Raw genomic sequence first — 19,492 nt, 5'->3', positions numbered from 1 at the left:
AATGCCTTTGCTATTCCGCTTTACGCCACTCCTCCCCATCCTCCTGCTGCTGGCCGGCGCACCGGCTCGTGCCCTGCAGGGAAGCAACGCCTTCAGCGAGAAACAGACGGCGCTGCCCGATCTCGGCATCGCTCCCCAGCTTGATCAGGATGCGCAGCATTTTGCCGAAATGGCGAAGAAATTCGGCGAAGCCAGCATGAGCGATAATGGCCTTACAACCGGCGAGCAGGCGCGGATGTTTGCGATCGGCAGGATTGGCTCCGAGGTCAGCCAGCAGCTGGAGAGCTGGCTATCGCCGTGGGGCAACGCCAACGTCGATTTTCTGGTGGATAAGGAGGGGCGCTTTACCGGCAGCAAGGGCAGCTGGTTCGTGCCGCTGCAGGATAACGGCGATTTCCTCACCTGGAATCAGTATTCGGTGACCCAGCGCGATAGCGGCCTTGTGGGCAATATCGGCCTGGGGCAGCGCTGGCGGGTTGGAACATGGCTGCTGGGCTATAACTCCTTCTACGATAAGGTGCTGGATGAGCGCCTGGCGCGCGGCAGCATCGGGGCCGAGGCGTGGGGAGAGTCGGTGCGCCTGTCGGCTAATTACTACCACCCGGTGGGGAGCTGGCAGCAGGGCGACAGCCTGACCCAGGAGCAGCGGATGGCAAGCGGCTACGACGTCACGGCCCAGGCGCGGCTGCCGTTTTATCAGCATATTAATACCAGCGTCAGCGTCGAGCAGTATTTCGGCGACAGCGTTGACCTGTTCCATTCCGGGACCGGCTACCATAACCCGGTGGCGGTCTCGGTGGGGCTCAACTACACCCCGGTTCCGCTGGTCACGGTGACGGCGAAGCATAAGCAGGGCGAAAGCGGGATCAGCCAGAATAACGTCGGGCTGAACCTAAACTATCGCTTCGGCGTGCCGTTAAAGCAGCAGCTGGCGGCCGACGAGGTGGCGATCAGCCGCTCCCTGCGCGGCAGCCGCTACGACAGCCCGGAGCGCGATAATTTGCCGGTGGTTGAGTATCGTCAGCGTAAATCGCTGTCGGCCTATCTGGCGACGCCGCCGTGGGATCTGCAGTCGGGGGAAACGGTACAGCTTAAGCTGCAGGTTCGTAGCCTGCATGGGATTAAATCGCTGAAATGGCAAGGGGATACGCAGCTGCTGAGTTTGACGTCGCCGGTAGATGCCAATAGCCCTGACGGCTGGAGCGTGATTTTGCCGGCCTGGAGCGGTGAACCCGGCGCGACCAACCTGTGGCATCTGTCGGTGGTGGTTGAAGATAAAACAGGTCAGCGCGTCTCATCCAATGAGATCGCACTGGCGCTGACCGAGCCGCTGGTAAAATTCTCGGCCGAGGGCGTATCCTGGCGAGAGCTGCCCTAGAAAACGCGCTCCTGGTGTACCCAAACCGCGGCTTCGACGCGCGATTTCAGCTTCATTTTCTTCAGCATATGCTTAACGTGTACTTTCACGGTGCTTTCGGTTATCTCCAGACGGCGCGCGATCATTTTGTTCGGCAGGCCCTGGGCGATAAGCTTGAGGATATCGCGCTCGCGCGGGGTCAGCTGGCTGATATCGCGGTCCGAGGTGGCGCGGTTGGCGCGCAGGCTGGCCGCCAGCACCGGCGTTAACGCCTCGCTCAGCACCATCTCACCGGCAGCCGCCTGCTGCAGGGCTTTCAGCAGATCTTCCGGCTCCATGTCCTTGAGCAGGTAGCCGTCGGCGCCGCGTTTTAAGGCGGTGACCACGTCTTCTTCATGGTTGGAAACGCTGAATACCACCACCCGGCCAGAGAGCGACTTCTCGCGCAGCTTATCGAGGGTTTCCAGGCCGTTCATGCCCGGCATGTTGAGATCCAGCAGGATCAGGTCTGGATCCAGCGACTCCGCCAGCGCAATACCTTGTTCGCCGTTGCTGGCTTCGCCGATCACCTGAATGTCGGATGCCATGCTAACCAGCTGTTTAACGCCGGTGCGCAGCATCGGGTGATCGTCAATGAGAAGGATGGTTGCCCGTTCCTGTTGACTCATGGGGTTCTCCTATTGGATTGAAAACGATTTTTCCGGGATAAAAGTGACGACCACTTCGGTACCGCCCGTTTCGCGACGGCGTACCTGGCAGTCTCCGCGCAAGCTCTGGGCGCGATCCCGCATAATAATTAAACCGTAATGGTTACTCCGTTCGGCATGGTCTGGTACGCCGCGGCCATTATCCGCGACCACCAGCCTGACCTGATTATCCCGCAGCGACACGGTTACGGTGACCTCCGTCGCTTTGGCGTGCTTCAGCGCATTACTGAGCGCCTCGCGGGCGATTTGCAGCACATGGATCGCCTGGTGCGAGGGGACGAAACGCGGCGGCAGCTGGTAGTCCAGCCTGACCGTAAAGCCGAAGTGGGCGCTGTATTCCATGCAGCTGGCTTCCAGCGCCGGACGCAGTCCCGGTTCGGTTAACTGTAGCCGGAAGGTGGTCAGCAGCTCGCGAAGCTGTGCCCAGGAGGTGTTCAGCTCGTTACGGATCTGACCCAGCAGCTGGCGACTCTCTTCCGGTAAATGTTCTCCCTGCATCTGCAGACAGCTGACCTGCATCTTCATGCAGGAGAGCGACTGGGCAATCGAGTCGTGCAGTTCGCGCGCGATAGTGGCACGCTCCTCCATAACGATCAGCTGCTGCTGATGCTCCTGATGCCTGTCCAGCGCCAGGGTCGAGGTCAGCTGTTCGACCAGGGTATCCACCAGCTGCTGCTGGTCGTGGCTCAGATGGCGGCCCACCGGCAGAGTGGCCAGCAGAATGCCGTACTGGTTATGGGCATCAGAGAGCCGCCACTTCAGCGTTGCCCCGCCGTCGGGCAGCGGCGGCAGATCGCGCGGACATAAATAACAGCCTTTATCATCGCAGTGTAAATCTGAATGACAGGCGAATTCCTGATGGTTGTCTTCATCTTCGAGGTCATAGACCCTGACTTCAATATCGCGCAGCAGCGTCAGCCCCTGTAGGCCATTAAGCACCGGCGAGATCCGCTCGCAGAGCGGGGCGCTGGAGTGCAGTCGGCGGTTGGCCTGCCACAAAAAAGCGAGAATTTCGTTTTTCTGTTCCAGACCGGCGGTTTTTTCCTGCACCCGCCGCTCGAGTACGGAATAGCTCTCCGCCAGCTCTTCCGACATGTTGTTCAGCGCCATCCCGAGGGTGGCCATTTCATCACGTCCGCTGATGCGCACGCGCTGGGTAAAGTCGCGATGGCTTATCGCACGGGCCATCTCCAGCAGCTGCTTCCACGGACGCAGCAGCCGAGCCCGCAGCCAGACGATGGTGAACAGAAACAGCAGCGCCATGCCGCAGCCAAGGATCCGCTGGATCCAGACTACGTGCCTGATGCGCTGTTCGGTCGTATGGTCAAAGGCGGTGACCAGATGGTCTATGCGATCGACAAAGCTGGCGACGTCGGTGGCGACGGTCGCCTGATTCTGCGCGTGCCGCATCCCCGGCGCCAGCTCCTGCTGCCAGTAGTGCTGCAGCGCTTTAAGCTGGTTTTGCTGGCCGTCCCGCAGGGCGGCGTTCTGCAGCTCTTCGCTAAATACGGTGGCGGTCATCTCGTCGATAAGCCTGTCGTCGCTCTCGTTGAGCGGCACCGCGGCCAGCAGGCGATAGCTCTGCATTCTCAGCGAACCCGCTTTATTAATCGCATGCGCGCTGCCCTGGACGCCGTGCACCAGCCGCGCGGAGATGCCGATCCCCGTGACGCCAATGGCCGTCGAAAGCAGGACAATCAGCGCCAGTTGATTCACCAGCGTGAGCGGGGTAAAAAGACGTTTTAACATAGAATGCGTGGCTCCTGACCGGCAAACCATCCGGGAGTGGGACCTATTCTCGGATATCCGATGGAGTATACCCATACCTATAAAGGATTACCCCTTAATTGTCGGTGGTAGGTAGTCCGCCAGGAGGGGATCGGTGAAAGCGGGCAGCCTCGTGAAAAACCACACTTTTTTAAGCGAAAATAACTACTCCCTTCGAGTGATGATTTTTTTTTAAGCAAATTGGTGACAACTTTTCCTTTGATTTATATCAACTTACTGCCGCCTGTAATCCCTAATGTATCTGCGGGATATATGAATAATCAGAGGTATATATGAGTCAATCTTCCCTCCCGGAGAAGACTACCACTTCAGTCATCACCGACTGGCGTCCGGAAGATCCTGAGTTTTGGCAGCAGCGCGGTCACCGCGTCGCCAGCCGCAACCTGTGGATCTCCGTGCCGTGTCTTTTGCTGGCGTTTTGCGTTTGGATGCTGTTCAGTGCCGTGGCCGTTAACCTGAATAAGGTTGGCTTTCAGTTTACTACCGATCAGTTATTTATGCTGACCGCGCTGCCGGCGCTGTCTGGCGCGCTGCTGCGCGTGCCTTACGCGTTCATGGTGCCGCTGTTCGGCGGCCGCCGTTGGACGGCATTCAGTACCGGGATCATGATCGTGCCTTGCGTCTGGCTGGGCTTCGCGGTGCAGGATACCTCTACGCCGTTCAGCGTCTTCGTTATCATCTCCCTGCTGTGCGGTTTTGCCGGGGCAAACTTTGCTTCCAGCATGGCGAACATCAGCTTCTTCTTCCCGAAACAGAAGCAGGGCGGTGCGCTGGGTATTAACGGCGGTCTTGGCAACATGGGCGTCAGCGTCATGCAGCTCGTTGCGCCGCTGGTGGTTTCTCTGTCTATTTTCGCCGTCTTCGGCGGGACCGGCACCGAGCAGCCGGATGGCTCAATTCTGTATCTCGAAAACGCGGCCTGGATTTGGGTTCCGTTCCTTGTCGTCCTGACTCTGGCGGCATGGTTCTTTATGAACGACCTGTCGGCATCGAAAGCTTCGCTCAGGGAGCAGCTGCCGGTGCTCAAGCGTGCGCATCTGTGGATCATGGCGCTGCTGTATCTGGCAACCTTCGGCTCGTTTATCGGCTTCTCCGCCGGTTTTGCAATGCTGTCCAAAACGCAGTTCCCGGACGTGCAGATCCTGCACTACGCCTTCTTCGGGCCGTTTATTGGCGCCCTGGCGCGCTCTACCGGTGGGGCTATCTCCGACCGTCTGGGCGGGACCCGCGTGACGCTGGTTAACTTCGTGGTGATGGCCATCTTCTGCGGCCTGCTGTTCCTGACGCTGCCAACCCACGGTGAAGGCGGTAACTTTATCGCGTTCTTCGGCGTATTCATGGTGCTGTTCCTGACCGCCGGGCTGGGTAGCGCGTCTACCTTCCAGATGATTTCGGTTATTTTCCGTAAAATGACCACCGATCGGGTGAAGGCGCAGGGCGGTAGCGAAGCGCAGGCGATGCGTGAAGCGGCGACCGATACGGCGGCGGCGCTGGGCTTTATCTCAGCGATCGGCGCGATTGGCGGCTTCTTCATTCCGAAGGCATTCGGTATCTCTCTGGACCTGACCGGTTCTCCGGCGGGGGCGATGAAGGTCTTCCTCGTGTTCTATATCGCCTGCGTAGTCATTACCTGGCTGGTTTACGGACGTAAGCAGAAGTCCTAAGCGACGAGGTTTACCGGCATAAGGCGCAACCTGATTTGCGCCTTTTTTTTACCCTGCAAATAGTTACAGCATGCTGTCGCGCGGCGGCGCCCCGGCCGGGCGCATAAATTCAGCAAAATAATCCCCGGCCCTGCGCTCTACCCCTTAATACCTATATAGATATTGTTCGTGCTTCAAATGGCGTACTTTTCTATGAAAACCATTAAAAAACAGATAGATAAAAAATAGAAAAAGATACCACTAAGGTGGTAACCCCCTGTTTTACCGATGTTTATAAGGCATTTCGTATTGATCGTTATCAATTCTCTCCCTCTTTCATAGCGTTACCTTCGCTGCAAATCCAGCAATGTCGATTTATCAGAGAGCCGTCAGGCTCCAAACAGGAGAAACCCATGAGTAAATTCCTGGACCGGTTTCGCTACTTCAAACAGAAGGGCGAGACCTTTGCCGATGGGCACGGCCAGCTTCTACACACCAACCGGGACTGGGAGGATGGATACCGCCAGCGTTGGCAGCATGACAAAATCGTGCGTTCCACTCACGGTGTGAACTGCACCGGCTCATGCAGCTGGAAAATTTATGTCAAAAATGGCCTCGTCACCTGGGAAACCCAGCAGACGGACTATCCGCGTACCCGCCCGGACCTGCCTAATCATGAACCGCGCGGCTGCCCGCGCGGCGCCAGCTACTCCTGGTACCTCTACAGCGCCAACCGCCTGAAATATCCGCTGATGCGTAAGCGCCTGATGAAAATGTGGCGTGAGGCTAAGGTTCAGCACAGCGATCCGGTTGCGGCATGGGCTTCGATTATTGAAGATGCTGATAAAGCGAAAAGCTTTAAGCAGGCCCGCGGTCGCGGCGGCTTCGTACGCTCCTCCTGGCAGGAAGTAAACGAACTGATTGCCGCGTCCAACGTTTATACCGTCAAAACCTACGGCCCTGACCGCGTGGCGGGCTTCTCGCCGATCCCGGCGATGTCGATGGTTTCCTACGCTTCCGGCGCGCGCTACCTGTCGCTGATCGGCGGTACCTGCCTGAGCTTCTACGACTGGTACTGTGACCTTCCGCCGGCTTCTCCGCAGACCTGGGGCGAGCAGACCGACGTACCCGAATCCGCCGACTGGTATAACTCGAACTACATTATCGCCTGGGGTTCAAACGTTCCGCAGACCCGTACCCCGGATGCGCACTTCTTTACCGAAGTCCGCTACAAAGGCACCAAAACCGTTGCTATCACCCCTGACTACGCCGAAATCGCCAAGCTGTGCGATCTGTGGCTGGCACCGAAGCAGGGTACCGATGCGGCGCTGGCGCTGGCGATGGGCCACGTTATGCTGCGCGAGTTCCATCTCGACAAACCGAGCCAGTACTTTACCGACTACGTCCGCCGCTACACCGACATGCCGCTGCTGGTGATGCTCGAAGAGCGCGACGGCTACTACGCGGCGGGCCGTATGCTGCGCGCCGCCGACCTTATCGATTCGCTGGGCCAGGAAAACAACCCGGAATGGAAAACCGTGGCGATCAACGCCGACGGCAACATGGTTGCGCCGAACGGCTCAATCGGCTTCCGCTGGGGTGAAAAAGGCAAATGGAACCTCGAGCAGCGCGACGGCACGTCCGGTGATGAAACTGAACTGCAGCTGAGCCTGCTGGGCAGCCAGGATGAGATCGCCCAGGTGGGCTTCCCGTACTTTGGCGGCGAAGGCACCGAACACTTCACCAGCGTTGAGCTGGAGAACATCCTGCTGCATAAGCTGCCGGTAAAACGCCTGCAGCTGGCGGATGGGAGCACCGCTCTGGTGACCACCGTTTATGACCTGACCATGGCTAACTACGGCCTGGAGCGCGGTCTGGACGATGAAAACTGCGCCAAAAGCTACGATGAGGTTAAGGCGTACACCCCGGCGTGGGCTGAAAAAATCACCGGCGTTGCTCGGGCCAACATCATTCGCACCGCCCGTGAGTTCGCCGATAACGCCGATAAGACGCACGGCCGCTCGATGATTATCGTCGGGGCCGGTCTGAACCACTGGTATCACCTCGATATGAACTATCGCGGTCTGATTAACATGCTGGTGTTCTGCGGCTGCGTCGGCCAGAGCGGCGGCGGCTGGGCGCACTATGTGGGCCAGGAAAAGCTGCGTCCGCAGACCGGCTGGCAGCCGCTGGCGTTTGCCCTCGACTGGCAGCGTCCGGCGCGTCATATGAACAGCACTTCCTATTTCTATAACCACTCCAGCCAGTGGCGCTACGAGTCGGTCACCGCGCAGGAGCTGCTCTCTCCGCTGGCGGATAAATCGCGCTACACCGGCCATCTGCTGGACTTCAACGTGCGCGCCGAACGTATGGGCTGGCTGCCGTCCGCGCCGCAGCTTGGGACTAACCCGCTGCGCATTGCGGAAGAGGCGAAGAAAGCCGGTATGACGCCGGTTGACTACACCGTGAAGGCGCTGAAAGAAGGCACTATCCGCTTTGCAGCGGAGCAGCCGGAAAACGGTAAAAACCACCCGCGCAACCTGTTCATCTGGCGTTCTAACCTGCTGGGCTCTTCCGGTAAAGGTCATGAATATATGCTGAAGTACCTGCTGGGTACCGAGCACGGCATTCAGGGGATGGATCTCGGCAAGCAGGGCGGCGTGAAGCCGGAAGAAGTGGAATGGCAGGACAACGGCCTCGACGGCAAGCTGGACCTGGTGGTGACGCTGGACTTCCGCCTGTCGAGCACCTGTTTGTATTCCGATATCGTGCTGCCGACCGCAACCTGGTACGAAAAAGACGACATGAATACTTCGGATATGCATCCGTTTATTCACCCGCTCTCTGCCGCCGTCGACCCGGCCTGGGAATCGAAAAGCGACTGGGAAATCTACAAGGGCATCGCGAAGAAATTCTCCGAAGTCTGCGTGGGCCACCTCGGAAAAGAGACCGACGTGGTGACGCTGCCCATCCAGCACGACTCGGCCGCCGAACTGGCGCAGCCGCTCGACGTGAAGGACTGGAAAAAAGGCGAATGCGACCTGATCCCAGGGAAAACTGCGCCGCACATTATTCCGGTTGAACGCGACTACCCGGCAACCTATGAGCGCTTTACCTCCATCGGGCCATTGATGGACAAAATCGGTAACGGCGGTAAAGGCATTGCCTGGAACACCCAGAGCGAAATGGATCTGCTGCGTAAGCTCAACTACACCAAGGCGGAAGGCCCGGCGAAAGGCCAGCCGATGCTGGATACGGCGATTGACGCGGCTGAGATGATCCTCACCCTGGCCCCGGAAACCAACGGTCAGGTGGCGGTGAAAGCCTGGGCGGCGCTGAGCGAGTTTACCGGCCGTGACCACACGCATCTGGCGCTGAATAAAGAAGACGAGAAAATTCGCTTCCGCGATATTCAGGCCCAGCCGCGCAAGATTATCTCCAGCCCGACCTGGTCAGGACTGGAAGATGAGCACGTCTCCTATAACGCCGGCTACACCAACGTTCATGAGCTGATCCCGTGGCGTACGCTTTCTGGTCGTCAGTCCCTCTATCAGGACCACCAGTGGATGCGTGACTTCGGCGAAAGCCTGCTGGTGTACCGTCCGCCGATCGATACCCGCTCGGTGAAAGCGGTGATGGGTAAGAAATCAAACGGCAACCCTGAGAAGGCGCTGAACTTCCTGACGCCGCACCAGAAGTGGGGTATTCACTCGACCTACAGCGACAACCTGCTGATGCTGACCCTCGGTCGCGGTGGTCCCATCGTGTGGATGAGCGAAGCGGATGCCAAAGAGATGGGCATTGAAGATAACGACTGGATTGAAGTCTTCAACAACAACGGCGCCCTGACCGCGCGTGCGGTAGTGAGCCAGCGCGTGCCGGCCGGAATGACCATGATGTACCACGCGCAGGAACGTATTGTGAACCTGCCGGGTTCTGAAATTACCGGCCAGCGCGGCGGGATCCATAACTCGGTGACCCGCATTACGCCAAAACCGACGCATATGATCGGCGGCTATGCGCACCTGGCATACGGCTTTAACTACTATGGCACCGTCGGCTCGAACCGCGATGAGTTTGTGGTTGTACGTAAGATGAAAAATATTAACTGGCTGGATGGCGAAGGCAATGACCAGGTACAGGAGAGCGTAAAATGAAAATTCGTTCACAAGTCGGCATGGTGCTGAATCTCGATAAATGCATCGGCTGTCATACCTGCTCAGTCACCTGTAAAAACGTCTGGACCAGCCGTGAAGGGACCGAGTACGCATGGTTCAACAACGTTGAAACCAAGCCGGGCCTCGGTTTCCCGACCGACTGGGAAAACCAGGAAAAATGGAAGGGCGGTTGGGTTCGTAAGATCAACGGCAAGCTGCAGCCGCGTATGGGTAACCGCGCGATGCTGCTGGGTAAAATCTTCGCTAACCCGCATCTGCCGGGTATCGACGACTACTACGAGCCGTTTGATTTTGACTACCAGACGCTGCATAACGCGCCGGCCGATAGCAAGGCGCAGCCGATCGCGCGTCCGCGCTCGCTGATCACCGGCCAGCGCATGGATAAGATCGTCAAGGGTCCGAACTGGGAAGACGATCTGGGCGGTGAGTTCGAGAAGCTATCGAAAGATAAGAACTTCGAGAACATGCAGAAGGCGATGTACGGCCAGTTCGAAAACACCTTCATGATGTATCTGCCGCGCCTGTGTGAGCACTGTCTCAACCCGGCGTGCGTGGCGACCTGTCCGAGCGGCGCTATCTACAAGCGTGAGGAAGACGGCATCGTACTGATCGACCAGGACAAGTGCCGCGGCTGGCGTATGTGTATCACCGGCTGCCCGTACAAGAAGATCTACTTCAACTGGAAGAGCGGTAAGTCTGAGAAATGCATCTTCTGCTACCCGCGCATCGAAGCGGGCCAGCCGACCGTGTGTTCAGAAACCTGCGTCGGCCGTATCCGCTACCTTGGCGTGCTGCTGTATGACGCAGACGCGATTGAAACCGCAGCGAGCACCGAAAACGAGAAAGATCTCTATCAGCGTCAGCTGGACGTGTTCCTCGATCCGCATGACCCGAAAGTCATCGAGCAGGCGCTGAAGGACGGCGTACCGCAGGGGGTTATCGACGCTGCCCAGAAGTCGCCGGTCTATAAGATGGCGATGGACTGGAAGCTGGCGCTGCCGCTGCATCCGGAATACCGCACGCTGCCGATGGTCTGGTACGTGCCGCCGCTGTCACCGATTCAGTCCGCGGCGGACGCCGGCGAGCTGGGGAGCAACGGTATTCTGCCGGACGTGGAAAGCCTGCGTATTCCGGTTCAGTACCTGGCAAACCTGCTGACCGCAGGCGATACCCAGCCGGTGCTGCTGGCGCTGAAGCGCATGCTGGCGATGCGCCACTTTAAACGCGCTGAAAGCGTTGATGGCGTAGTGGATACCCGCGCGCTGGAAGAAGTGGGTCTGAGCGAAGCCCAGGCGCAGGAGATGTATCGCTACCTGGCGATTGCCAACTACGAAGACCGTTTCGTGGTACCCAGCAGCCACCGCGAGCAGGCGCGCGACGCCTTCCCGGAAAAAAGCGGCTGCGGCTTCACCTTCGGCGACGGCTGCCACGGTTCGGACAGCCAGTTCAATCTGTTCAATAGCCGCCGCATCGACACTATCGACGTGACCAGCAAAACGGAGCCGCACCCATGATTGAACTCGTGATCGTGTCGCGCCTGCTTGAGTATCCTGACGCTGCCCTGTGGCAGCATCAGCAGGAGATGCTGGAGGCGCTGGCGTCATCGGAAAAATTAGTCGCGGAGGATGTCCGCAAGCTGGGCGACTTCCTGCGCTACCTGACCGCCCGGGACCTGCTCGACGCTCAGGCGGATTACAGCGAGCTGTTTGACCGCGGACGGGCGACGTCGCTGCTGCTGTTCGAACATGTTCACGGCGAGTCCCGCGATCGTGGTCAGGCGATGGTCGATCTGATGGCGCAATACGAGCGCCATGGCCTGGAGCTCGACAGCAATGAGCTTCCTGACCACCTGCCGCTGTACCTGGAGTATCTGGCGCAGCTGCCGGAAGGTGAAGCTATCGCCGGGCTGAAGGACGTGGCGCCGATTCTGGGTCTGCTAAGCGCTCGCCTGCAGCAGCGCGAAAGCCGCTACGCGGCGCTGTTCGAACTGCTGCTGAAGCTGGCGGATACTCGGGTTGATAGCCAGAAGGTTGCAGAAAAAATAGCCGACGAAGCCCGCGACGATACGCCGCAGGCGCTGGACGCGGTATGGGAAGAAGAACAGGTGAAATTCTTTGCCGATAAAGGCTGCGGCGAGTCAGAAATTGCCGCTCACCAGCGTCGTTTTGCCGGGGCCGTGGCCCCGCAATACTTGGATATCTCTAACGGAGGACCGCAATAATGCACTTCCTGAATATGTTCTTCTTTGACATCTACCCATACATTGCCGGTTCGGTATTTCTGATCGGCAGCTGGCTGCGCTACGACTATGGTCAGTACACCTGGCGGGCCTCGTCCAGCCAGATGCTGGACCGCAAAGGGATGAACCTGGCGTCTAACCTGTTCCATATCGGGATCCTCGGTATCTTCGCCGGCCACTTCCTCGGAATGCTGACCCCGCACTGGATGTATGAGTCCTTCCTGCCGATGGACGTGAAGCAGAAGATGGCGATGATTGCCGGCGGTGCCAGCGGCGTGATGTGTCTGGTCGGCGGCGTGCTGCTGCTCAAGCGTCGCCTGTTCAGCCCGCGCGTTCGCGCAACCACCACTACCGCGGATATCCTGATCCTCTCGCTGCTGCTCGTTCAGTGCGCGCTGGGCCTGCTGACGATCCCGTTCTCGGCGCAGCATATGGACGGTAGTGAAATGCTTAAGCTGGTAGGCTGGGCGCAGTCGGTGGTGACCTTCCACGGCGGAGCGTCACAGTATCTGGACGGGGTGGCGTTTATATTCCGCCTGCACCTGGTGCTGGGGATGACGATGTTCCTGCTGTTCCCGTTCTCTCGCCTGGTGCATATCTGGAGCGCGCCGGTAGAGTACCTGACGCGCAAATATCAGATTGTTCGCGCTCGTCGCTAGTTCAGCTATCGGTTGTATCAAACCCCGCTTCGGCGGGGTTTTTTATTGCTCAGCGCCAGCCCATCACCCCAACCCAGATTATTCCCCGCCGCCGCCAGCAGGATCAGCGCACCTCCGGCCAGCTGCACCGGCGCCAGCGCATGGTCAAAGACCAGATAATCGACCACGATCGCCACAATCGGATAGATAAAAGAGAGTGAGCCGATCGCTGGCGTAGGCAGCTTCTGGATCGCGCTGTAGAGCAGCTGGTACATGATGCCGGTATGCACAACGCCGAGAATCAGCAGGTATCGCCAGGGGAACGCAGCGCTAAAATCGGGGAGGTTAACCAGCGGCAGCAGCATAATTGTCCCGACGATGACCTGAATAAAGGCAATATGCTGGGGCGGGAGCGGGCGCAGCTTGCGGGCGATCATCGCCGTTAGCGCGTAGAAAAAAGCGGCGCCAAGAGCCAGCGCAATACCCGCCGCCAGCTGGCCGCCGTGCGCCTGCATCAGCTCGCTGGAGAGCAGCACCACCACGCCGAAAAAGGCCAGCGCCAGCCAGCCCCATTTAATCAGCGTAACCCGCTCACCTGTCAGTATGCCCATCAATACCAGCATAAACGGCTGGGTATTATAAACAACGGTGGCCATGCCAATAGAAATTCGGGCGTAAGCGGCAAAAAGCAGCAGCCAGTTAATGACCAGGGCGACGCCTCCGAGGATCGCCAGCAGCAGCGTGAGCCGCGTGAGCTGGCTGAACGGCTGTCGGCTGAGAGAGATGAAGCCCGCTAAGGTCAGCGCGCCAATAAGGCAGCGCCAGAAGACAACGTCGATCACCGGCAAACCGGAAAGTAAAACGAATGCGCCAATCGAACCCGAAATTATCATCGCCAGGCTCATTTGCCAGACGCCCGTCACCGTATGTTTCATTTTTCTACCTCCGTTTGCGTACCGCTATTGTCGTTAATCAGATGACAGGTTGATATGCATGATCTAAGGTGAAAACCTGATATCGCTTTTATTTAGCAGGTAAAAAGAGTGGAACACTTAATTGATAATATCGATCACGCCATTCTGGCCTGTCTGGCGGAAGATGCGCGCATATCGCTAAAGGTGCTGAGCGCCCGGGTAGGGCTGACCTCGCCAAGTACCGCCGAGCGGGTAAAGCGTCTGGAAGAGCGCGGGGTTATTCAGGGATATGGCGCCCGGATTAATCTGGCCGCGCTGGGCTATAGCCTGCAGGCGCTGGTGCGCGTCAGACCCTTGCCAGGGCTGCTGCAGAAAGTGGATAAATACATTCAGGCGATGCCGGAATGCATCGAATGCGACAAGGTCACGGGGGAAGATTGCTTCGTCATGCGCCTGGCGGTGCGTGATATTGCGCAGCTTGATACCCTGCTGGATGGCCTGGCAGAACACGCCCAGTGCAACACCTCGATAGTAAAAAGCTCGCCGGTAGCGCGCCGTCTGCCGCCGATGTAGCGCTATTCCGGACAGGCCGAATGTGCAATGCTGATGCTTGTTTGGGAGTGACGAGATATCGGGAAATGATGGTGGTGGGGGAAGGATTATTCGCAGCTTTGCTGCTCACCCTTCGGGCCGTTGCCTGCGGCAACGTTCTCTCGCTGACGCTCGAGTCGAACCCTGGTCGAAGCTTCTCATCCTTCCCGGATGGACAGAATGCGCGACGCTGGCGTTTGTTTGGGAGTGACGAGATATCGGGAAGTGATGGTGGTGGGGGAAGGATTATTCGCAGCTTTGCTGCTCACCCTTCGGGCCGTTGCCTGCGGAAACGTTCTCTCGCTGACGCTCGAGTCGAACCCTGGTCGAAGCTTCTCATCCTTCCCGGATGGCAGAATGTGCGACGCTGGCGTTTGTTTGGGAGTGACGAGATATCGGGAAGTGATGGTGGTGGGGGAAGGATTCGAACCTTCGAAGTCGATGACGGCAGATTTACAGTCTGCTCCCTTTGGCCGCTCGGGAACCCCACCAGGGGTAAAATCAAATTGTAGCTATTCAACTGCGCGAATAATGGGGTAGAGAAGGATTGTTCCTCACCCTTCCCGACAAGTGCAAACCTCGCTAAGGCTTATCGGGGTTACCACATTGCTGTGGTGAATAATGGTGGTGGGGGAAGGATTCGAACCTTCGAAGTCGATGACGGCAGATTTACAGTCTGCTCCCTTTGGCCGCTCGGGAACCCCACCACGGGGTAATGCTAATACTGGCCTGCTTCCTTCTGGGGAAGCGGGGCGCATCATACCAAATGACGCGCCCCTGTAAAGCATTCCGTTGATAAAAATAAACTGGTTGCCTGCTTTTTGCGCGCAAAGACGCAAAGCTAACCAGCTAATTTATCTATCGATTAAAGAATAATCGTTCGGTTGCCGTAAACGAACACGCGCTGCGCCAGCACCTGATACAGGGCGCGACTCAGCACGTTCTTCTCAACATCGCGTCCGGCGCGCATCATATCTTCCGCGGTGTAGGTGTGATCGACATGAATCACGTCCTGCATGATGATCGGGCCTTCATCCAAATTATCGTTCACATAGTGCGCGGTGGCGCCGATGATTTTCACACCGCGCTCGTAGGCCTGATGATACGGACGGGCGCCAATAAAGGCCGGCAGGAACGAGTGATGGATATTGATAATCTGGTTCGGGAAGCGGGAAACGAACTCTGGCGTCAGCACGCGCATATATTTCGCCAGCACCACATAGTCCGGCGCTAACGCTTCGATAGCATCGCCCATCTGCTTATCGTGCTCCTCACGCGTCAGGCCTTCATGGCTGACCAGCTGGAACGGAATATCAAAGCGCTCAACCAGCGTACGCAGCGTCTCGTGGTTACCAATAACCGCGGCAATCTCCACATCCAGGCCGCCGTAGTTAGCTTTCATCAGCAGATCGCCGAGGCAGTGCGCTTCTTTGGTGACCAGAATGACCACGCGGCGACGGCCCGCAGGCGTCAGCTCGCGAATTGAACCTTCCGGCAGCGCGCTATCCAAATCGGCCAGCAGAATGGCGTCATTGAAAATACCTTCCAGCTCGGTACGCATAAAGAAGCGGCCGGTTCGGTGATCGACAAACTCGTTGTTCTGCACGATGTTCAGCTCGTGCTTGTAGCAAATGTTGGTGATACGCGCGATGAGTCCTTTCTGATCAGGGCAAATAGTGCGTAGTACTTTACGTTGTAATGAATGCATCGCGGGGGAAATCCTGTAGTGTTTGCTATTGCTGACGCCGGTTTATTGGCCGCAGCATTTTTTAAATTTTTTACCTGAGCCACAAGGGCAGGGGTCGTTACGACCAACCAGCGGTCGCGTGCCGTCGATATAGTACCACTGTCCATTTTCTTTTAAGAATCTGGAACGTTCAATAATTACGCCGGAACGGCTATCGTCGTTAAATCGCGCAATAAAGCTGACGAATCCTTCATCGGGAGTCCGCCCTTCATCGGCTGCAAAGACGGTCAGGCCCAGCCAGTGCGTTTTGGCAAAACCGCTCTCCAGATCCGCGCGGAACTGCTGCGCATGGCAAGAGGGGTGCCAGGTTTTAATCAGATAATCGGCATCTTTCATAACAAACGCGCTGTAGCGGGATCGCATCAGCTGTGACGGGCCTGGCGCTGGCAGCGCGCCGTCCAGATAACGCTGGCAACATGCGCTATACTGCAGAGCGCTGCCACAGGGACATAATGGCGACAAAGCGGCCTCCATGGAAAAAGAATGACGGCGCATCGACGCCAAAGTGTTTTATGTTAACTGAGCTGTGGCGATGATGCCATGTTCGCGGTGGAAGGATGTGTATCGGTAATAATGAGAAAGCTTAAGATTGGTCTGGCCTTAGGGGCGGGAGCTGCCCGAGGGTGGTCGCATATTGGTGTGATTAACGCGCTACAGCGGGCAGGTATTGAAATTGACGTTGTTGCAGGATGCTCTATCGGATCGCTGGTTGGCGCGGCCTACGCCTGCAACCGCCTTCCGGTACTGGAAAAATGGGTATGCTCGTTTAGCAACTGGGACGTGCTGCGGTTAATGGATCTCTCCTGGCGTCGCGGAGGCCTGCTGCGCGGGGAGCGGGTATTCAATCAATTCCGACAAGTCCTGCCTACCTCCGAAATTGAACGCTGCGATCGCCGGTTTGCGGCGGTGGCGACCAATCTGAGCACCGGCCGCGAACTGTGGTTTACCGAAGGCGATTTGCATCTGGCGGTACGCGCCTCCTGCAGCATGCCAGGCCTGATGTCGCCCGTTATGCACAATGGCTACTGGCTGGTAGACGGCGCCGTCGTCAATCCCGTCCCGGTCTCTTTGACGCGCGCGCTGGGGGCCGATATCGTCATCGCCGTCGATCTTCAGCACGATGCGCATCTGATGCAGCAGGATTTATGGTCTATCGAGAAGCCGCGAGCTGAAGATGAAAAAGATTTTTCCTGGCATTCGCGCCTGCGCGCGCGGCTGACGGGAATGACCTCCCGGCAGACGACCACCGCTACGCCTACGGCAATGGAGATTATGTCCACCTCTATTCAGGTGCTGGAAAATCGCCTGAAACGTAACCGTATGGCGGGGGACCCACCGGATATTCTGCTACAGCCCTTTTGCCCACAAATATCTACTCTCGATTTTCATCGCGCCGGTGAGGCGATTGCTGCCGGTCACCAGGCGGTGGAAAAAAAGATGGATGAACTTTTACCTTTGGTGCGCGCCTCGGCGTGACGCCCTTGACTTAGACTTCAGTAAATTCTGACAGGCGATAGTGTGAATTGCATGCCAATATTTAATTATCGTCAGCCAGAGGAGAGATCATGACGCAGCCATTGGCGGGAAAACAAATTCTGATCGTTGAAGACGAGCCCGTTTTCCGCACTCTTTTGCACTCCTGGTTAACCTCGCTAGGCGCTACGACCGCGCAGGCTGAGGATGGCGTTGAGGCACTACAAAAAATGGCCGAGTCAAAGCCCGACCTGATGATCTGCGATATCTCGATGCCGCGCATGAATGGGCTCCAGCTGGTGGAGTATCTGCGTAACCAGGGCGATCAGATGCCGATTCTGATGATTTCGGCGACGGAAAATATGGCGGATATTGCTAAGGCGCTGCGTCTTGGCGTGCAGGATGTTCTGCTTAAGCCGGTAAAAGATTTTAACCGCCTGCGTGAGACGGTCTACGCCTGCCTCTATCCCCACATGTTCAGCTCGCGTGTGGAAGAGGAGGAGCGGCTGTTTGAGGACTGGGATGCGCTGGTCAGCGACCCAAACGCCGCCTCCAGGCTGCTGCAGGAGCTACAGCCTCCGGTGCAGCAGGAAATATCGCGCTGTCGCATCCACTATCGCCAGCTAGTCACCGCGGACAGGCCAGGACTGGTTCTCGATATTGCGCCATTATCAGAAAATGATTTGGCATTTTACTGTCTGGATGTCACACGAGCAGGAGATAATGGCGTTCTCGCGGCGCTGCTGCTGCGCGCGCTGTTTAACGGTCTACTTCAGGAACAGCTTGCCCATCAAGGCCAGCGCCTGCCGGAAATGACCGGGTTGTTAAAGCAGGTCAACCAGCTGCTTCGTCAGGCGAATTTGCCGGGGCAATTTCCGCTGCTGGTGGGTTATTACCACAGCGGGTTGAAAAATTTGATTTTGGTATCGGCGGGGTTAAACGGCACGCTCAATACCGGAGAACATCAAATACAGATTAGTAATGGTGTGCCGCTTGGCACATTAGGTAATGCTTATCTCAACCAAATTAGCCAACGCTGCTCCTCGTGGCAGTGCCAAATTTGGGGGGCTGGCGGCCGTTTACGCCTGATGTTGTCTGCGGAATGAACAGTTAAGTTTATTTTCACGCTGGTAGGATTACCGCTCTCTCTTTGGCGGTGATACTATCGATGGGTTTTATACGTATAAGTCCTAATTCGAGAAAATCCGCGCCTTTCAGACCAGGCTTACCTGGATGGGCTGATATACTGGGTGCGTTATTATTATGACTAGTTTAAAAAACATACAGTCCAGGAGATTTCAATGGCTGCCGTTAATTCTAAAGTAAGAAAAGCTGTTATCCCGGTTGCGGGATTAGGCACCAGGATGCTGCCCGCTACCAAGGCTATTCCGAAAGAAATGCTGCCACTGGTAGATAAGCCTTTAATTCAGTATGTTGTTAACGAATGTATTGCGGCCGGGATTACTGAAATTGTTCTGGTAACGCACTCTTCCAAAAATTCTATCGAAAACCATTTCGATACCAGTTTTGAACTGGAAGCAATGCTGGAAAAACGTGTAAAACGTCAGCTTCTTGAAGAAGTCCAATCTATATGTCCACCGCACGTCACCATTATGCAGGTTCGTCAGGGCCTCGCTAAAGGCCTTGGTCATGCCGTGCTGTGCGCGCACCCGGTCGTGGGCGACGAGCCGGTCGCGGTTATTCTGCCGGACGTTATTCTGGATGAGTTTGAATCCGACCTGAGCCGCGATAACCTGGCGGAAATGATGGCTCGTTTCGACGAAACCGGATCCAGCCAGATTATGGTTGAGCCTGTGGCTGACGTCACTGCCTATGGCGTTGTTGATTGCAAGGGACAGTCCCTGCAGCCGGGTGAAAGCGTGCCGATGGTTGGCGTGGTGGAAAAGCCGAAAGCCGACGTTGCACCTTCCAATCTGGCCGTCGTTGGTCGTTACGTGCTGAGCGCGGATATTTGGCCGCTGCTGGCTAAAACCCCTCCGGGCGCAGGCGATGAAATCCAGCTGACTGATGCCATCGATATGCTGATCGAGAAGGAAACGGTTGAAGCCTACCATATGAAGGGCAAGAGCCATGACTGTGGTAATAAACTGGGCTACATGCAGGCTTTCGTTGAATATGGCGTGCGCCATAAAACGCTCGGCGCAGATTTTAAAGACTGGCTGGAAAAAGCAATCGCTAAGTAATCGTTATCTTTAG

General features: G+C 57.1%; 15 protein-coding genes, 2 tRNA genes and 2 other RNA genes. 10 read left to right on the top strand and 9 right to left on the bottom strand.

Translation table 11 applies throughout. The features are described 5' to 3' along the window. Nucleotide 1: 1 nt before the first annotated feature. Nucleotides 2-1,378, top strand: a complete 1,377-nt coding sequence (locus EDF75_RS07605) for a YchO/YchP family invasin (protein ID WP_133598268.1) — start codon at nucleotides 2-4, stop codon at nucleotides 1,376-1,378. On the opposite strand, the gene narL is transcribed toward EDF75_RS07605, so the two are convergent. Further along, complete coding sequence (narL, locus tag EDF75_RS07600) at nucleotides 1,375-2,025, bottom strand: two-component system response regulator NarL (protein WP_041146087.1); 651 nt, start codon at nucleotides 2,023-2,025, stop codon at nucleotides 1,375-1,377. The genes EDF75_RS07605 and narL overlap by 4 nt on opposite strands. 9 nt (nucleotides 2,026-2,034) lie before the next feature. Beyond that, on the bottom strand, nucleotides 2,035-3,813 hold the full coding sequence (gene narX, locus EDF75_RS07595) for a nitrate/nitrite two-component system sensor histidine kinase NarX (protein WP_133598266.1): 1,779 nt from the start codon (nucleotides 3,811-3,813) through the stop codon (nucleotides 2,035-2,037). Nucleotides 3,814-4,124: 311 nt separating this feature from the next. Between narX and EDF75_RS07590 the strand changes: the two genes are divergently transcribed. From EDF75_RS07590 to narI, 5 genes are all read left to right on the top strand, one after another. After that, complete coding sequence (locus tag EDF75_RS07590) at nucleotides 4,125-5,516, top strand: NarK family nitrate/nitrite MFS transporter (protein WP_133598264.1); 1,392 nt, start codon at nucleotides 4,125-4,127, stop codon at nucleotides 5,514-5,516. A gap of 392 nt (nucleotides 5,517-5,908) precedes the next feature. After that, on the top strand, nucleotides 5,909-9,652 hold the full coding sequence (locus EDF75_RS07585) for a nitrate reductase subunit alpha (protein ID WP_133598262.1): 3,744 nt from the start codon (nucleotides 5,909-5,911) through the stop codon (nucleotides 9,650-9,652). Beyond that, entirely contained in the window at nucleotides 9,649-11,187 is a 1,539-nt protein-coding gene (gene narH, locus EDF75_RS07580; RefSeq protein WP_133598260.1) for a nitrate reductase subunit beta, read from the top strand. Before EDF75_RS07585 ends, narH begins: the two co-directional genes overlap by 4 nt. Next, the gene (narJ, locus tag EDF75_RS07575) at nucleotides 11,184-11,894 is read left to right on the top strand and encodes a nitrate reductase molybdenum cofactor assembly chaperone (protein ID WP_133598258.1); all 711 of its coding nucleotides are present in this window, start codon (nucleotides 11,184-11,186) and stop codon (nucleotides 11,892-11,894) included. The genes narH and narJ overlap by 4 nt, the downstream gene beginning before the upstream one ends. Next, entirely contained in the window at nucleotides 11,894-12,571 is a 678-nt protein-coding gene (gene narI / locus EDF75_RS07570) for a respiratory nitrate reductase subunit gamma (RefSeq protein ID WP_133598257.1), read from the top strand. Before narJ ends, narI begins: the two co-directional genes overlap by 1 nt. Nucleotides 12,572-12,588: 17 nt before the next feature. Here the strand turns inward: narI and EDF75_RS07565 are convergent, their stop codons facing one another. After that, nucleotides 12,589-13,485: a DMT family transporter gene (locus EDF75_RS07565; protein WP_133598255.1), complete on the bottom strand. Its 897-nt coding sequence runs from the start codon at nucleotides 13,483-13,485 to the stop codon at nucleotides 12,589-12,591. Between the two features lie 108 nt (nucleotides 13,486-13,593). Here EDF75_RS07565 and EDF75_RS07560 point away from each other — a divergent pair, with 108 nt between their 5' ends. Then, nucleotides 13,594-14,037, top strand: a complete 444-nt coding sequence (locus tag EDF75_RS07560; RefSeq protein WP_133598253.1) for an Lrp/AsnC family transcriptional regulator — start codon at nucleotides 13,594-13,596, stop codon at nucleotides 14,035-14,037. A gap of 69 nt (nucleotides 14,038-14,106) precedes the next feature. On the opposite strand, the gene EDF75_RS07555 is transcribed toward EDF75_RS07560, so the two are convergent. The 6 genes from EDF75_RS07555 to EDF75_RS07530 all read right to left on the bottom strand — a co-directional run bounded on the left by EDF75_RS07555 (nucleotide 14,107) and on the right by EDF75_RS07530 (nucleotide 16,264). After that, a non-coding RNA gene (locus EDF75_RS07555) (RtT sRNA) lies at nucleotides 14,107-14,238 on the bottom strand. 46 nt (nucleotides 14,239-14,284) lie between these two features. Further along, nucleotides 14,285-14,416, bottom strand: a non-coding RNA gene (locus tag EDF75_RS07550) — RtT sRNA. Between the two features lie 45 nt (nucleotides 14,417-14,461). Next, a tRNA-Tyr gene (locus EDF75_RS07545) sits at nucleotides 14,462-14,546 on the bottom strand. Between the two features lie 131 nt (nucleotides 14,547-14,677). Then, a tRNA-Tyr gene (locus tag EDF75_RS07540) sits at nucleotides 14,678-14,762 on the bottom strand. A gap of 158 nt (nucleotides 14,763-14,920) precedes the next feature. Beyond that, complete coding sequence (purU, locus tag EDF75_RS07535) at nucleotides 14,921-15,763, bottom strand: formyltetrahydrofolate deformylase (RefSeq protein WP_041146078.1); 843 nt, start codon at nucleotides 15,761-15,763, stop codon at nucleotides 14,921-14,923. 42 nt (nucleotides 15,764-15,805) lie between these two features. After that, nucleotides 15,806-16,264 carry a YchJ family protein gene (locus EDF75_RS07530; protein ID WP_133598251.1) on the bottom strand — a complete coding sequence of 153 codons (459 nt, stop codon included), beginning with the start codon at nucleotides 16,262-16,264 and terminating at the stop codon, nucleotides 15,806-15,808. 111 nt (nucleotides 16,265-16,375) lie between these two features. Between EDF75_RS07530 and rssA the strand changes: the two genes are divergently transcribed. From rssA to galU, 3 genes are all read left to right on the top strand, one after another. Further along, on the top strand, nucleotides 16,376-17,278 hold the full coding sequence (gene rssA, locus EDF75_RS07525; protein ID WP_133598249.1) for a patatin-like phospholipase RssA: 903 nt from the start codon (nucleotides 16,376-16,378) through the stop codon (nucleotides 17,276-17,278). Nucleotides 17,279-17,367: 89 nt separating this feature from the next. Continuing rightward, nucleotides 17,368-18,381 carry a two-component system response regulator RssB gene (rssB, locus tag EDF75_RS07520; RefSeq protein ID WP_133598247.1) on the top strand — a complete coding sequence of 338 codons (1,014 nt, stop codon included), beginning with the start codon at nucleotides 17,368-17,370 and terminating at the stop codon, nucleotides 18,379-18,381. 195 nt (nucleotides 18,382-18,576) lie between these two features. Then, the gene (galU, locus tag EDF75_RS07515) at nucleotides 18,577-19,479 is read left to right on the top strand and encodes a UTP--glucose-1-phosphate uridylyltransferase GalU (RefSeq protein WP_045858929.1); all 903 of its coding nucleotides are present in this window, start codon (nucleotides 18,577-18,579) and stop codon (nucleotides 19,477-19,479) included. Nucleotides 19,480-19,492: the final 13 nt, after the last annotated feature.

The sequence above is a fragment of the Klebsiella sp. BIGb0149 genome (assembly GCF_004362605.1).
In the GTDB taxonomy this organism is placed as follows: Bacteria; Pseudomonadota; Gammaproteobacteria; order Enterobacterales; family Enterobacteriaceae; genus Klebsiella; species Klebsiella terrigena.
Note: the sequence above shows the minus strand (reverse complement) of the source record. Positions and strands in the feature narration are given on the sequence as shown.

Excerpts from the sequence above, each read along its gene's own strand:
- EDF75_RS07605 (WP_133598268.1), top strand. The coding sequence starts at position 2 with ATGCCTTTGCTATTCCGCTTTACGCCACTCCTCCCCATCCTCCTGCTG.
- narL (WP_041146087.1), bottom strand. The coding sequence starts at position 2,025 with ATGAGTCAACAGGAACGGGCAACCATCCTTCTCATTGACGATCACCCG.
- narX (WP_133598266.1), bottom strand. The coding sequence starts at position 3,813 with ATGTTAAAACGTCTTTTTACCCCGCTCACGCTGGTGAATCAACTGGCG.
- EDF75_RS07590 (WP_133598264.1), top strand. The coding sequence starts at position 4,125 with ATGAGTCAATCTTCCCTCCCGGAGAAGACTACCACTTCAGTCATCACC.
- EDF75_RS07585 (WP_133598262.1), top strand. The coding sequence starts at position 5,909 with ATGAGTAAATTCCTGGACCGGTTTCGCTACTTCAAACAGAAGGGCGAG.
- narH (WP_133598260.1), top strand. The coding sequence starts at position 9,649 with ATGAAAATTCGTTCACAAGTCGGCATGGTGCTGAATCTCGATAAATGC.
- narJ (WP_133598258.1), top strand. The coding sequence starts at position 11,184 with ATGATTGAACTCGTGATCGTGTCGCGCCTGCTTGAGTATCCTGACGCT.
- narI (WP_133598257.1), top strand. The coding sequence starts at position 11,894 with ATGCACTTCCTGAATATGTTCTTCTTTGACATCTACCCATACATTGCC.
- EDF75_RS07565 (WP_133598255.1), bottom strand. The coding sequence starts at position 13,485 with ATGAAACATACGGTGACGGGCGTCTGGCAAATGAGCCTGGCGATGATA.
- purU (WP_041146078.1), bottom strand. The coding sequence starts at position 15,763 with ATGCATTCATTACAACGTAAAGTACTACGCACTATTTGCCCTGATCAG.
- rssA (WP_133598249.1), top strand. The coding sequence starts at position 16,376 with ATGAGAAAGCTTAAGATTGGTCTGGCCTTAGGGGCGGGAGCTGCCCGA.
- rssB (WP_133598247.1), top strand. The coding sequence starts at position 17,368 with ATGACGCAGCCATTGGCGGGAAAACAAATTCTGATCGTTGAAGACGAG.
- galU (WP_045858929.1), top strand. The coding sequence starts at position 18,577 with ATGGCTGCCGTTAATTCTAAAGTAAGAAAAGCTGTTATCCCGGTTGCG.